The sequence below is a fragment of the Confluentibacter lentus genome (assembly GCF_002806995.1).
In the GTDB taxonomy this organism is placed as follows: Bacteria; Bacteroidota; Bacteroidia; order Flavobacteriales; family Flavobacteriaceae; genus Confluentibacter; species Confluentibacter lentus.
In genome coordinates, this window is sequence record NZ_NIHE01000010.1 from 113,845 (window position 1) to 127,673 (window position 13,829).

12 protein-coding genes are annotated in these 13,829 nt (G+C 35.3%); 9 read left to right on the forward strand and 3 right to left on the reverse strand.

What is annotated here, in order from left to right; all coding sequences use genetic code 11:
* The first annotated feature begins 39 nt into the window (after positions 1 to 39).
* From CDH50_RS14420 to arsC, 4 genes are read left to right on the forward strand one after another with little or no spacing between them, the layout of a single operon-like run.
* Entirely contained in the window at positions 40 to 2,505 is a 2,466-nt protein-coding gene (locus CDH50_RS14420; protein WP_100612992.1) for a hypothetical protein, read from the forward strand.
* A 30-nt stretch (positions 2,506 to 2,535) separates the two neighbouring features.
* The gene (gene prfB, locus CDH50_RS14425; RefSeq protein WP_100612993.1) at positions 2,536 to 3,645 is read left to right on the forward strand and encodes a peptide chain release factor 2; all 1,110 of its coding nucleotides are present in this window, start codon (positions 2,536 to 2,538) and stop codon (positions 3,643 to 3,645) included.
* A 4-nt stretch (positions 3,646 to 3,649) separates the two neighbouring features.
* Positions 3,650 to 4,267, forward strand: coding sequence for an HAD family hydrolase (locus tag CDH50_RS14430; RefSeq protein ID WP_100612994.1), 618 nt, complete (start codon positions 3,650 to 3,652; stop codon positions 4,265 to 4,267).
* Positions 4,267 to 4,608 carry an arsenate reductase (glutaredoxin) gene (gene arsC, locus CDH50_RS14435; RefSeq protein WP_100612995.1) on the forward strand — a complete coding sequence of 114 codons (342 nt, stop codon included), beginning with the start codon at positions 4,267 to 4,269 and terminating at the stop codon, positions 4,606 to 4,608. The genes CDH50_RS14430 and arsC overlap by 1 nt, the downstream gene beginning before the upstream one ends.
* On the opposite strand, the gene CDH50_RS14440 is transcribed toward arsC, so the two are convergent.
* Both CDH50_RS14440 and CDH50_RS14445 read right to left on the reverse strand, forming a co-directional pair.
* Positions 4,601 to 5,311 (reverse strand): hypothetical protein, encoded by a 711-nt coding sequence (locus CDH50_RS14440; RefSeq protein WP_100612996.1) that lies wholly within the window; start codon positions 5,309 to 5,311, stop codon positions 4,601 to 4,603. The two genes, arsC and CDH50_RS14440, sit on opposite strands and share 8 nt — an antisense overlap.
* Before the next feature lie 153 nt (positions 5,312 to 5,464).
* Complete coding sequence (locus CDH50_RS14445) at positions 5,465 to 6,067, reverse strand: acyl carrier protein phosphodiesterase (protein WP_100612997.1); 603 nt, start codon at positions 6,065 to 6,067, stop codon at positions 5,465 to 5,467.
* A gap of 75 nt (positions 6,068 to 6,142) precedes the next feature.
* On the opposite strand from CDH50_RS14445, the gene glmM reads away from it, so the two are divergent.
* Both glmM and CDH50_RS14455 read left to right on the forward strand, forming a co-directional pair.
* On the forward strand, positions 6,143 to 7,531 hold the full coding sequence (glmM, locus tag CDH50_RS14450) for a phosphoglucosamine mutase (protein ID WP_100612998.1): 1,389 nt from the start codon (positions 6,143 to 6,145) through the stop codon (positions 7,529 to 7,531).
* Between the two features lie 52 nt (positions 7,532 to 7,583).
* Positions 7,584 to 8,387: an alpha/beta fold hydrolase gene (locus tag CDH50_RS14455; protein ID WP_198513511.1), complete on the forward strand. Its 804-nt coding sequence runs from the start codon at positions 7,584 to 7,586 to the stop codon at positions 8,385 to 8,387.
* An 80-nt stretch (positions 8,388 to 8,467) separates the two neighbouring features.
* On the opposite strand, the gene CDH50_RS14460 is transcribed toward CDH50_RS14455, so the two are convergent.
* On the reverse strand, positions 8,468 to 9,346 hold the full coding sequence (locus CDH50_RS14460; protein WP_100612999.1) for a lysophospholipid acyltransferase family protein: 879 nt from the start codon (positions 9,344 to 9,346) through the stop codon (positions 8,468 to 8,470).
* A 55-nt stretch (positions 9,347 to 9,401) separates the two neighbouring features.
* On the opposite strand from CDH50_RS14460, the gene CDH50_RS14465 reads away from it, so the two are divergent.
* The 3 genes from CDH50_RS14465 (at position 9,402) to porQ (ending at position 13,786) form a co-directional block, all read left to right on the forward strand.
* Entirely contained in the window at positions 9,402 to 10,052 is a 651-nt protein-coding gene (locus tag CDH50_RS14465) for a rhomboid family intramembrane serine protease (protein WP_100613000.1), read from the forward strand.
* A 157-nt stretch (positions 10,053 to 10,209) separates the two neighbouring features.
* Complete coding sequence (gene lon, locus CDH50_RS14470) at positions 10,210 to 12,660, forward strand: endopeptidase La (RefSeq protein WP_100613001.1); 2,451 nt, start codon at positions 10,210 to 10,212, stop codon at positions 12,658 to 12,660.
* A gap of 106 nt (positions 12,661 to 12,766) precedes the next feature.
* Positions 12,767 to 13,786, forward strand: coding sequence for a type IX secretion system protein PorQ (gene porQ, locus CDH50_RS14475; protein WP_100613002.1), 1,020 nt, complete (start codon positions 12,767 to 12,769; stop codon positions 13,784 to 13,786).
* Positions 13,787 to 13,829 lie beyond the last annotated feature (43 nt).

Consider the following 13,829-nt stretch of genomic DNA (forward strand, 5'->3'; position numbering starts at 1 on the left):
CTACAACTTTGATTGTGTTTTTTAATTAGATAAAATTTCATGAAAAAGGCCTTTTCTTACTTTCTTGTATTCATTCTTTTAACATCGTTTGCAGTTTTAAGCAGAAACCTATTTACTGGTTTGGTTGATGAAAAACTCAAAAATTACTCTGAAAACGATTGGCCTGAAAAAATTTATGTGCAAACAGATAAACCTTATTATTCTTTAAATGATAATATTTGGTTCACTGGTTATTTGGTCAATGGAATTACCCATGCCAAGAGTTCAAAAAGCCATGTGGTTTACGTTGAGCTAATCAATGGAAGGGACAGTATAGTAGGAAAAAAAAGACTTTTTACTGAAGATATAAGTTTCACCGGTGATTTTAAAATCAGTGAAGACTGGGAACAGGGAAGCTATCTGTTAAGGGCTTATACCAATTATATGAGAAATGGCGACCCAAACTATTTCTTTCAAAAGGAACTATCTATTTTATCTGCAAATACTAATGCTGATTTAACCTCAATAGAAAAAACAGAGGAATCAAGTTTAATAGCCGAAAAGCCCGATTTGAATTTCTATCCAGAAGGTGGTCATTTAGTTGAGAATATTAGAAGCAAAGTAGCCGTTAAAATCAAGAACGACATATACAGCAAAATATACCTTTCCTCTTTTGTTATCGATAATGAAAACAACATCGTTGCCCAATTTTCAACAACCGAATTTGGGATGGGTTTTTTCACGTTTGTTCCTGAGAAAAACAAATCATACTTTGCCAATGTGGAGGTTAATGGCTCAGAATACAAATATCCATTGCCAAAAGCATTACCAAAAGGCTATGTTCTAAACGTTACAAATAATGATGGCTTTTTTTTGGTAAATGTAAAATCGAACATGCCAACGGGTCTTTTGGGTACTTATTTTGTAGCACATCAAAGAGGTCACATGATATTCAGTAGATTGGAATCTGAAGATACTGACGATTATTCATTGAAATTACCAACTAAAGAACTGAAAGATGGTGTTGTAACCTTAACATTGTTTGATTCCTTAGGTAATCCAGTTTGCGAGCGATTGATTTTTGTAGATGTACCAAAAGATAAAGGAACCATTAAAATATTGAAGGACAAGGAGACTTTGGGTAAAAGAGAGAAAATAGTTTTAAATATCAGTACCAAAGATGCCGATGGCAAAAGCCTACCAAGCCAATTATCCATGAGTGTTAGGGACATGGGAATGTTTCCCCACAATAACAGGCAAGAGAACATAAAAACATGGCTGTTGCTCAATTCAGATTTGAGGGGAGACATCAAGGACCCAGGCTATTTTTTCACCAAAGAAGCGAATTACAAAACCAATTTTCTTTTGGATTTAGTGATGATGACCAACGGGTGGAGACGCTTTACATGGCAAAATCTTTTGAATGGACAAGGTCAGGGCAGTGAATTCACTATAGAAAAGGGCATCACTATTTCTGGGACCACAAAACATATAAAAAAGCCATATACAATAACCAGTGCACCTACAAGATTGACTTTGTTTGGTGGGACATTGCTTCAAGAGCCTGTTCAAAAATCAGATAAAAATGGAAAGTTCAGTTTTGGGCCTTTTGTGTTTTTTGATTCCATACCCATGATGATAGAATCTAGGCTGACTAATTTTGAATCTAAGGAACTTAGTGACAGGAATGTTGAAATTCTCGTTGATAAGAACAATTATAAAAGTCCACCTGTGGATAGAAGTATGGTTTTAAAGAACGCTGTTTTAGAAGAAAGCAAGCTTAACGATTTCCTTAGAAAATCTAAATACATTACGCAGATAAATGAAGAATTTGACAAGGAAGCAGAAAAGCTGGCAACGGTAACCGTTATTGCTGAGAGAAAGAGTGAATTTAAAGAAAGACAAATAGAAATGAACAAGAGGGCACTACATGGCGGCTCGGCAAATAATAGAATAGATGTAGAAACTCGCAAATTAGATGAGTACGGCATTAATTCGATAAGTGATTTAATAGCGATGATGGTTCCTGGTGGTCCTCGAATGTCTACACTTCAAGGCGAAACCTCTCTACCAAAGATTTTATTAAATAATATGCCATTTAGTGGAACTTTAGATGACTTAGCAGCCATACCTTTGCAATCTATATCTTTTATAGATGTGCTTAAACCACCAGATGCACTCATGTACACGAGCGAATCTAAATGGGTTGTTGCTGTTTTTACAAGAGAAGGGGCAAGGGTTTTTGATGAGAAACGTAAACCGGGCATAATTGATTTCAAGACAGAAGGTTTCTATACCGCCAGAGAGTTTTATGCACCTGATTATAGTAAAGATTCTAATGTCATTAAAGCAGATATTAGAACAACACTGCATTGGGAACCTAACATTAGGACTACATCGCAAAATCCTTCGAGGGATATTTCGTTTTTTACCAGTGATAATACAGGTGATTATATTATTGAGATTGAAGGTATTTCAGATTCTGGCATACCATTGCATGAAATCATGACCTTTTCTGTGCAATAAAATAATTTCTTTTAATGTATTTTTGCCATTATGATTACAAACGAGCAATTTGCAGAACTTACTAGAAGAAGCAAAAAACTAAAAACCTATTTGGAGATTGACAAAAAGCAAATTCTGATTCAGAATGAAGAAGAAAAAGTTGCCAATCCAGCGTTTTGGAACGATCCTAAAGGGGCAGAAATAATTATGAAAAATCTGCGCTCATTAAAAAAATGGGTGCAGGATTATAATACTATTGCCACTCAAATCGAAGAGTTGGAAATCCTTCTCGAATATTATAAAGAGGGAGAGGCTACCGAAAAAGAAATAGACGAGTTACAGAATAAAGTCGTGTTGCTTTTAGAGGAAGTCGAATTCAGAAACATGCTTTCTGATGAAGGGGACAGTTTGAGTGCCGTTTTACAGATTACTGCTGGAGCAGGTGGTACCGAAAGTTGCGATTGGGCAAGCATGCTCATGCGTATGTACTTGATGTTTGCCGAAAAAAGCGGTTATAAAGTCAAGGAACTCAATTTTCAAGAAGGGGATGTGGCTGGCATTAAAACCGTGACCTTAGAAATTGAAGGCGATTTTGCCTTTGGTTGGCTAAAAGGTGAAAATGGTGTGCACCGATTGGTACGTATTTCTCCATTTGATAGCAATGCCAAACGCCATACCAGTTTTGCTTCTGTGTATGTATATCCACTCGTTGATGATACCATTGAAATAGAAATCAATCCTGCGGATATTGAAATCACCACCGCACGTTCTAGTGGTGCGGGCGGACAAAATGTGAACAAAGTAGAAACTAAGGTTCAGCTAACGCATAAGCCTACAGGTATTCAGATTTCGTGTTCAGAAACACGTTCGCAGCATGATAACAGAGCAAGGGCACTTCAAATGTTGAAATCGCAACTCTATGAAATTGAGCTTCAAAAGCAATTATCACAACGCGAAGATATCGAGGCAGGAAAAATGAAAATAGAGTGGGGCAGCCAAATAAGAAATTATGTATTGCATCCTTATAAATTGATTAAAGATGTTAGAACAGGTCACGAAACAGGAAATGTGGATACGGTTTTGAATGGTGACATCACCCCATTTTTAAAAGCGTATTTAATGATGATGGGACAAAAAGAAGAAGCTCCAGATTCTTTGTGAATTTATGAAACAGATTGATACTATTATATTTGACCTAGGTGGTGTATTGATTGATTGGAATCCTGAATACGTTTTTTTAGATGTTTTTGATGGTGACATACAAAAAATGAGGTGGTTTTTTGATACCATTTGCACACATGATTGGAATGAAAACCAAGATGCTGGCTATCCGATAGTTCAAGCTACGGAAGATTTAGTGTCACGTTTTCCAGATTATGAAACTGAAATAAGAGCTTTTTACGGTAGATGGGAAGAAATGCTCGGCGGTGCTATTCAAGGAACAGTCGACATTCTTGAAAAACTCATCGCTTCAAAAAAATATAAAGTTGTGGCATTGACAAATTGGAGTCATGAAACATTTCCCATAGCTTTAGAACGTTTCGAATTTTTACATTGGTTTGAAGGCATATTGGTGTCTGGTATAGAAAAAACCAGAAAACCGTTTGATGAAATCTATCATTTAACACTCAATCGTTTCGATATAAAAGCTGAAAATGCCATATTCATTGATGATAATTTACGCAACATTGAAGCGGCTAATAGATTGCAGATCAATGGTGTTCATTTTAAAAACCCAGAGTTGCTTTTAGAACAATTAAAAGCTTATAACATTCATATTTAATGATTAAAATATATCATAACAACCGTTGTAGCAAATCACGTAGCGGCTTGGAAGTTCTTGAAAAATCAGGTAAACCTTTTGAGATTGTTAAATATTTAAAAGATATTCCTTCCGCCAAGGAATTAAAAGACATTATTAAACTTTTAGGAATAAAACCCATCGATTTAGTCAGGAAAAATGAGGTCGTTTGGAAAGATAACTATAAAAACAAAGATTTAAGTGATGCCGATATTATAAAAGCTATGGTCGAAAATCCAAAGCTCATTGAACGTCCTATCATTATCAACGGTAATAAAGCAGTGATTGGCAGACCTTCGGAAGTCATTTTAGATATTATTTAGAAGTCTCAATAATATCCATGTCCAATCCAAAAAACAACAATTTGTGAAATGTGGGGAGCATGGCACCTGTTTCTGTAGTTGTCCAATCCGTCCAAGTTGCTTCTAAGCCATCAATAGGTAAAATGGATGCCCAAATTTTAAAACTGATTGGTTTTCCTGTTTCATCAATTTCCCATAAATAAGAATCGCCAGGAGTATCTCCACCAGAATTGTAGGTGACTAATAAGGAGTTTTCACCAACCAATTGTCTATCAGTACCTTTGTTGAAAACAGTGTAAGGTGCTGTGAGCCAAAAGGAATCGTTGTAAAAATATTTTAATGCTTTTTCTTTAAGTTCCTTAGCAATATCGTTTTCCACCTTAAAACTATGTACATAGGCTTTGCTCAACTCAGGATTGTTTAGGTTAAGGGTCACTCTAAATTCTTTCCAATACACATCACAAATATTGTCTTGTTTTTGCCATTCATAATGATGCCTATTTTTAAAATCCCAGACTATGTAATTGGTATTTTTATAAGCCTCGTAGTTTAAGGAATTTAGCATTTTATGGGCTAATAGATCCGCTTTTTCTCCTGAAACACCTGTTGGTAAATCTTCATTGTATTTAAAAAAAATATACCCAAAAAGCAGTAAACTTGGTAACGTGAGAAAAATAATAATCCCAGTGATGATTTTGAATACTCTTTTAGATTTGGTGGTCATTGTACTGATTATCTTTTTATTAGATAATATTCAAGAGCCCTAAAATATTAAAAGGAATTGATGCATTCAAAGAAAAATGTTAAAATCCGATACACGTATTATCACTTCGATTATCGGTAATGCCATGTACATTTAATCCATAAAAATAGGATTCTATCGAGCGTATTCTTTTGATAATTCTTCTAATTTCTGCTTTGAAGAAATGATGAGCTCTTTAAAAAAACTAGTAAATTCTATTTCAAAATCATTATAAAAAAGCTCCAATTCATTAATAGCTTCATGCATACCTGAACGGTTTTTTGTGCGTCGGTTCATTCCTTGTAAAACCTTTGATATCCCATCAATTGATGCATAACTTAAAAGCCAATTATCAGACAACATAAAAGGTATCATTTTTTGAATTCCGATGGGGAGTAGATCATAATGTTCTTCCAAGGAATTATAGAAATTTTCTGCATAGTCATTTAAAGGACTATCAGAATACAAATGCCAATTCTTTGCCAAAAAATGGTCGTATAAAATATCTACAATTACCCCAGAATAATGTCCGTATTTTTCATGTAACCGCTTGGTACTTTGCCTAACGGTTTCATGGGCATCCGTAAAAGTGTCTATGTGGCGATGCAATAAAATACCGATTTGAAACTCCTTATTGAAATTTTTATAATCGTTGCCCTTAATGCCGTCAGCAATAAAATTTCCAATAGTAACTAAGTCGTTGTCTCCTGAGAGATAAATATGTGCTAGAAAATTCATTGCTGTAATTTACAAATTGTAATTTTAGATTTACAATTTATTACTATTATATTTGTTTAAAAACTAAATTAGAATATGACACTTATAAAATCAATTTCAGGAATTAGAGGAACCATTGGCGGACATGTGGGCGACAACTTAACACCAATAGATGCCGTTAAATTTGCAGCCGCTTACGGTGTTTGGATCAAGCAACAACGTAATAAAGACACTTATAGAGTGGTTGTTGGTAGGGATGCCAGAATTTCTGGAGAAATGATTCAAAATTTGGTGATGAATACTTTGGTCGGACTTGGTATTCACGTTATTGATTTAGGTTTATCAACCACACCAACCGTAGAAATGGCAGTGCCCATGGAACATGCCGATGGCGGTATTATCCTTACCGCAAGCCACAACCCAAAACAGTGGAATGCCTTAAAATTATTAAATAAAGACGGTGAATTTTTAGATGCCGTTGAAGGGGAGAAAATTTTAGAAATTGCTGAAAGTGATACCATTGCTTTTGCTGATGTTGATAGTCTAGGGAAGATAACCAAAAACAAAGCTTATTTTGATTTACATATCATTGAGGTTTTGGATTTGCCTTTGGTAAATGTGCCAGCTATTGAAGATGCCAAATTTAAAGTAGTTGTTGATGGCGTAAACTCAACAGGCGGGATTGTAATTCCATTACTTTTGGAGCGTTTGGGTGTGCATGTGGTTAAGTTGTATTGCGAGCCAAACGGGGAGTTCCCACACAATCCAGAACCATTGAAGGAGCATTTAACCGATTTATCCAAAAAAGTGGTGGAAACGGGAGCGGATTTCGGAATTGTAGTTGACCCAGACGTAGACCGTTTAGCGTTCATGGATGAAAACGGTGATATGTTTGGCGAAGAATATACCTTGGTGGCTTGTGCCGATTATGTGTTAAGCAGAACGCCAGGAAATACCGTCAGCAATATGAGTTCTACGAGAGCTTTGAGGGACGTTACAGAAAAACATGGTGGCATGTATGAAGCTAGTGCCGTTGGGGAGGTGAATGTGGTAAGTTTAATGAAAAAAAATAAAGTTGTTATTGGTGGCGAAGGTAATGGAGGTATTATCTATCCTGAGTCCCATTATGGGCGCGATGCTTTGGTGGGGATTGCTCTGTTCTTGAGTTTGTTGGCGGATAAAAGAATGTCAGTTAGCGAGCTAAGAAAAACCTACCCCAATTACTTTATGAGTAAAAAGAAGATAGAATTAACACCAGGTTTGGATGTAGATGGCATTTTAAAAACGATAGAAAATCGTTACCAAAATGAACAATTGACCACCATTGATGGCGTTAAAATAGATTTCTCAGAAAGTTGGGTGCATTTACGCAAAAGCAATACCGAACCCATTATTAGGATTTATACCGAAGCCAAATCGCAACAAGAAGCAGATAGGTTAGCGGATAGGTTTATTAAGGAGATTGGGGAGATTGCGAAAGTATAATGTCATTACGAGGGGCACGACGAAGTAATCTCTTAATTAAACTAATAGAATTATGAAGCAAATACTGGTCATTTTTAGTTTAGCTTTTTTAGTGTTTACTTCCTGTAAAGAAAAAGAAACAACTACAGCGGACAAAATGGAAACAATAACAGATAATTTGGACTTCAAAAGTGGTTATTCCGAAGTGAATGGGTTAAAAATGTACTATGAACTATATGGGCAAGGTAAACCTCTAGTTTTAATCCATGGCGGAGGTTCAACCATTCAGTCAAATTTTGAAAAAGTCATTCCGTTATTTTCTAAAAACAGAAAAGTAATAGCTATGGAATTACAAGCTCATGGCAGGACCAATGATAGAAATACAGAAACATCATTTGAACAAGATGCTGATGATGTTGCTATACTTCTCAAAAACTTAAAAATTAAGAGTGCTGATTTTTTAGGTTTCAGCAACGGCGGAACAACTACGTTACAAATTGCGATACGCCATCCTGAAATCGTTGGTAAAATTATTTTAGCATCAGCTCTTGCCAAGCGTAACGGCGTCCCTGACCAATTTTGGGGTTTTATGGAACAAGCATCATTGGAAAATATGCCAGAGCAATTAAAAGAAGCTTATTTAAAAGTGTCCCCAGATCTAAATGGTTTGCAAATAATGCATGATAGAGACGCCAAGAGAATGGTTAACTTTAAAGATATTCCTGATGAACAAATTAAATCCATCAAAGTACCGACTTTAATTATAATAGGTGATAAAGATGTGATTACTCCTGAGCATGCTATTGAGATGCACAGACAAATTGCTAATTCCCAATTGGCAATCATTCCAGGAGGACACGGAGACTATATAGGATAGGTAACAACATTAAAACCTGATTTTAAAGAGCGTGATTTGGTTGTACCAATGATTGAAAAATTTCTTGACAAAAAACAGGATTAAATGCCTCTCTCCCGATGTTTCCAACGCTTATGGGTCCAAAAATAATATTCTGGCGCTTCATAAATTTGTTTTTCAACTTCACTTAAAAACATATCGGTTAATTGGTAATCTTGGTATTCTTTCGGGTTTTCAGCAAGTGTCATAATTTCAGCTTCATAATAACCACGTTTTATTTTGGTCACTTTTAGGTATGCCGTTGTTAAATCCAGTTTTTTTGCTAAACGTTCTGCGCCTGTAAAACAAGGTGCTTTTATGCCCATAAATTTACCCCAATACACGTCTTTAGTAAGTCGCGGCGATTGATCGCTTAAAAAGCCTGTAATGGTTTTAATACCTTTAGTTTCATGATCGTTAATCACGTTAATAGTTTCTTTGGTGCTTATTAAATCGGTGTTGAATTTGGATCGGATGCTTTTAACCAAACTATCAAAACGTTTATTAGCAAGCGGTTTATAAACCGCCAAACCTTTAAAATTAATGTATTGCTGAAGAACGATGGACCATTCCCAACTGGCATAATGTCCAAATATTAAAATGATACTTTTGTTTAAGGATTCCAAGCGTTTAAACTCTTCTGGATTGGTGATTTTGAAACGTTTTTTTAGTTCGCTTTCAGAAATGGTCATGGTTTTAGTCATTTCTAAAAACATATCACTTAAATGATGATAGAATTTCTTTCTAATTTTGGCAATCTCTTTTTCGGATTTCTCGGGAAACACCAATCGTAAATTGTCGGTTACTGTTTTTTTTCTATAGCCGATAATGTAATAAAGTAGTATATGAACAACATCTGATACTAAATATAACAACCGAAAAGGTAATATGGAAACAAGCCACAAAAAAGGATAAACTAAAATATAAACTAGAAATTGCATGAATTAATTTTAGATTTGCAAATATAAGTTAATTTGACTTTAAACATTTAAACGTATGTACAATTTGGATATCATTACCATAGTTATTATAGCAGCCAATGTCATCATTTCTTATAAAGGATTCGGGGACTATAATTTCTTTGAAAAGTATAAATTTCAAGTAGGTCCAGTTCAAAGAGGCGAGAAAATAAGATTGTTAAGTTCTGGATTTTTACACGCCGATAATGCCCATTTATTTTTTAATATGTTTTCATTATACGCTTTCGCCAATGTCGTTGTAGAGCTATTAGGTGTTTTCAATTTTATTATTGTTTATTTGGGAAGTTTGTTATTAGGGAGCTTACTATCATTATACTTTCATAAAAACGAATATTATTACAGTGCTGTTGGCGCTAGTGGTGCTGTTATGGGTATTATTTATTCAGCCATTTTATTGCAACCCGGCATGAGTTTGATTATATTTTTTATACCAATCCCCATTCCTGCTTATATTTTTGGCATTGGCTACTTATTATATTCCATTTATGGTATGAAAAACAGAGTTGGCAACATTGGTCATGATGCCCACTTTGGCGGAGCCATAGGCGGTTACGCCATCACATTATTGTTGTCGCCTTGGCTGTTTCAAACTAATTTATTGATGATTGGTTTATTGGCGATTCCTATTGTGCTATTATTTGTTTTGAAGAAAGCAGGGAAGATGTAGCATGTCTTCATTATGGCACAACTATTGAAATTATAATAAGAATAAAAGTTTTATTATTTCAATAACTTGTTGATAATTAATACTTTTATACATTTATTAATTAATTATTATAATTAGTCTATTCTGTTTTTAATGACAGATTGACTTAAATATATATATGAAGAAATCTAATTTTATAACACTTGACAGTTTGTCATTACAGGAATTTGATGAAAACTCAGAATTGATTCCATTAATGACTCCTGAAGATGAAGAAGAAATAAATAACGAAAAATTACCAGAAACACTACCTATTCTGTCTTTAAGAAATACGGTATTGTTTCCAGGCGTGGTTATTCCCATTACAGCCGGTAGGGATAAATCCATTCGCTTGATTAATGATGCCAACAAAGGCAATAAAGTTATTGGCGTGGTGTCACAAAAAGATGAATCTTTAGAAGATCCTTCAGTAAAAGACATATACGAAACAGGCACCGTTGCTAAAATTTTGCGTGTTTTAAAAATGCCCGATGGCAATGTAACCGTCATCATTCAAGGTAAAAAGCGATTTAAAGTAGCCGAGGTTATTACAGAAGATCCTTATATGTACGCCACTATTAGGGAAATTCCAGAGACGAAACCGACGCTTAATAACAAAGAGTTTTTTGCGATAATTGAGTCTATTAAAGATTTGGCTTTACAAATCATTAAAGAGAGTCCGAATATCCCAAGCGAGGCTTCATTTGCTATAAAAAACATAGAAAGCAATTCGTTTTTGGTCAATTTCGTATCTTCTAATATGAATCTTTCCGTTGCTGAAAAGCAAAAGCTTTTAGAGATTGATGACTTGAAAAAACGTGCTTTGGCGACCCTTAAATATATGAATGTTGAGTTCCAAAAGCTGGAACTTAAAAACGATATTCAGTCACGGGTTCAAATGGATATGAGCCAACAGCAACGTGAATATTTCTTGCATCAACAAATGAAAACCATTCAGGAAGAATTGGGTGGCGTCAGTCATGATGAAGAAATAGAGGAAATGAAAGCGCGTTCTTTAGAAAAAAAATGGGACGAAAAAGTAGCCAAGCATTTTGAAAAAGAATTGGCGAAAATGCAACGCATGAATCCGCAAGTAGCCGAATATTCGATTCAACGTAATTACCTAGACTTGTTTTTGGATTTGCCTTGGAATAAATTCAGCAAGGATAAATTCGATTTAAAACGTGCCATGCGTATTTTGGACAGGGACCATTTCGGACTGGAAGACGTGAAACGAAGAATTATAGAATATCTGGCTGTTTTGAAATTACGTAATGATATGAAATCACCTATTCTTTGTCTGTATGGTCCTCCGGGAGTTGGTAAAACATCTTTAGGAAAATCCATTGCAGAAGCCTTAGGTAGGGAATATGTGCGCATTTCATTGGGAGGTTTGCGTGATGAAGCTGAAATCCGAGGTCATAGAAAAACCTATATTGGTGCGATGCCGGGACGTATCATTCAGAGTTTGAAAAAAGCGGGTACTTCAAATCCGGTGTTTGTTTTGGATGAAATTGATAAATTGTCTAATTCGCATCAAGGCGATCCATCATCAGCCATGTTGGAAGTTTTAGACCCTGAACAAAATAATGAGTTTTATGATAACTTTTTGGAAATGGGCTACGACCTTTCTAAAGTGATGTTTATAGCTACTTCCAATAATTTATCGACCATTCAACCTGCACTAAGGGATAGAATGGAAGTCATTAATGTTACCGGTTATACCATTGAAGAAAAAGTGGAAATAGCAAGACGTCATTTGTTACCAAAACAATTAAAAGAACACGGTTTAACGGAAACCCATTTAAAAATAGGTAAGCAACAATTAGAAAAAATTGTTGAAGGTTATACGAGGGAATCTGGTGTGCGTGGATTGGAAAAACAAATAGCAAAGATGGTGCGTTATGCCGCCAAAAATATTGCTATGGAAGAAGATTATAACATCAAGGTTTCCAACGAAGATATTATTAAAGTTTTGGGCGGACCAAAAATGGAACGTGATAAATACGAAAATAATAACGTAGCTGGTGTCGTTACTGGATTGGCGTGGACAAGTGTTGGTGGTGATATATTATTTATAGAATCTATTTTATCTAAAGGGAAAGGACTGCTTACCATAACTGGAAATCTGGGTACGGTGATGAAGGAATCCGCTACCATTGCCATGGAATATATAAAATCCAATGCGGATGAATTTGGTATTAATGCGTCCGTTTTCGAAAATTACAATGTACACATTCACGTGCCAGAAGGTGCCACACCAAAAGATGGTCCGAGTGCTGGTATTACCATGTTAACATCGTTGGTATCCTTATTCACCCAAAGAAAAGTTAAGAAAAGTTTAGCAATGACGGGCGAAATCACGCTTCGTGGAAAAGTATTGCCTGTTGGCGGTATTAAAGAAAAAATATTGGCAGCAAAACGCGCACGAATTAAAGAGATTATTTTGTGCGAAGAAAACAAACGGGATATTGAGGAAATCAAGGCCGATTATTTAAAAGGATTGACATTTCATTACGTCACCGATATGAGCGATGTTATTAAATTGGCATTGACAAATCAGAAAGTTTCGAACGCCAAGACATTATAAAAATTAAAGTTGATTTGAAAACCTCGATTTATTCGAGGTTTTTTTGTTTTAAAATAAATAATACGTGCCACCGTTTTAAGTTAGATTTGCTTTCTTTGTATTCTATATGATTAGAAAAATCAGCTTTCTTTTTTGTTTGTTTTTAGGTTACTTAACTATGGCACAAGTTGGGGGCGAATCCACATACCAATTTCTTAATTTGGTATCATCACCCAGACAAGCAGCTTTAGGAGGCAAAGTGTTGACAAATGTTGATTATGATGTAACCCAAGCGCTTTTTAACCCAGCAACCATCAATGAAGCTATGGATAATCAATTGGCTGTGAATTATGTAAGCTATTTGGGAGGTATTGGTTATGGTTCTGCGGCGTATGCCTATACCGTTGATAGACGCACACAAACATTTCACGCTGGTATCACCTATGTGAATTATGGTGCTTTTGAAGGTTATGATGAAAATGGAAACCAAACAGGAAGTTTTACAGGAAATGAAGCCGCACTTTCTTTAGGTTACGCGCTACAAATAGGTTATTCCGATTTTTATTTTGGAGGTAACCTAAAATTAATAACCTCTAAATTAGAACAATATTCATCTTTTGGTGTGGCGGCAGATTTGGGTCTGCTATATATCAATGAGGATTTAGATTTTAATGCTGCCATAGCAGTAAGAAATGTGGGAACTCAAATTACGACGTATGCCGGACAAAATGAACCGCTGCCATTTGAAGTAGATTTTGGGATGTCTCAACGGCTGGAAAATGTTCCAATAAGATGGCACGTCACTTTAGAGAATTTGCAGGAATGGCCTATTTCCAGACCAAATCCTGCGCGAGTAACAAGTGATTTAAGTGGTAATCAATCGACTGAGAAAATTGGTTTTTTAGGTCAGGTTATTAGGCATACTATTTTAGGAGCCGAATTGTTTCCAGAAAAAGGATTTAATATCCGTCTAGGCTATAATTTTAGGAGAGGCGAGGAGTTGCGGATTAATGAGCAACGTAATTTTTCAGGAATATCGGCAGGTTTTTCAATAAAACTGAATAAAATGAGATTTAGTTACACGCACGCCAAATACACCAGTGCCGCTAATTCCAATTTTTTCGGCTTGCAAATAGATTTACAGTAATAAGTTAAAAGTTAAAAGTTAAAAGTTAAAAGTTAAAAGTTAA

Coding starts and splice junctions, on each gene's coding strand:
- CDH50_RS14420 (WP_100612992.1), top strand. CDS start 40: ATGAAAAAGGCCTTTTCTTACTTTCTTGTATTCATTCTTTTAACATCG.
- prfB (WP_100612993.1), top strand. CDS start 2,536: ATGATTACAAACGAGCAATTTGCAGAACTTACTAGAAGAAGCAAAAAA.
- CDH50_RS14430 (WP_100612994.1), top strand. CDS start 3,650: ATGAAACAGATTGATACTATTATATTTGACCTAGGTGGTGTATTGATT.
- arsC (WP_100612995.1), top strand. CDS start 4,267: ATGATTAAAATATATCATAACAACCGTTGTAGCAAATCACGTAGCGGC.
- CDH50_RS14440 (WP_100612996.1), bottom strand. CDS start 5,311: ATGACCACCAAATCTAAAAGAGTATTCAAAATCATCACTGGGATTATT.
- CDH50_RS14445 (WP_100612997.1), bottom strand. CDS start 6,067: ATGAATTTTCTAGCACATATTTATCTCTCAGGAGACAACGACTTAGTT.
- glmM (WP_100612998.1), top strand. CDS start 6,143: ATGACACTTATAAAATCAATTTCAGGAATTAGAGGAACCATTGGCGGA.
- CDH50_RS14455 (WP_198513511.1), top strand. CDS start 7,584: ATGAAGCAAATACTGGTCATTTTTAGTTTAGCTTTTTTAGTGTTTACT.
- CDH50_RS14460 (WP_100612999.1), bottom strand. CDS start 9,346: ATGCAATTTCTAGTTTATATTTTAGTTTATCCTTTTTTGTGGCTTGTT.
- CDH50_RS14465 (WP_100613000.1), top strand. CDS start 9,402: ATGTACAATTTGGATATCATTACCATAGTTATTATAGCAGCCAATGTC.
- lon (WP_100613001.1), top strand. CDS start 10,210: ATGAAGAAATCTAATTTTATAACACTTGACAGTTTGTCATTACAGGAA.
- porQ (WP_100613002.1), top strand. CDS start 12,767: ATGATTAGAAAAATCAGCTTTCTTTTTTGTTTGTTTTTAGGTTACTTA.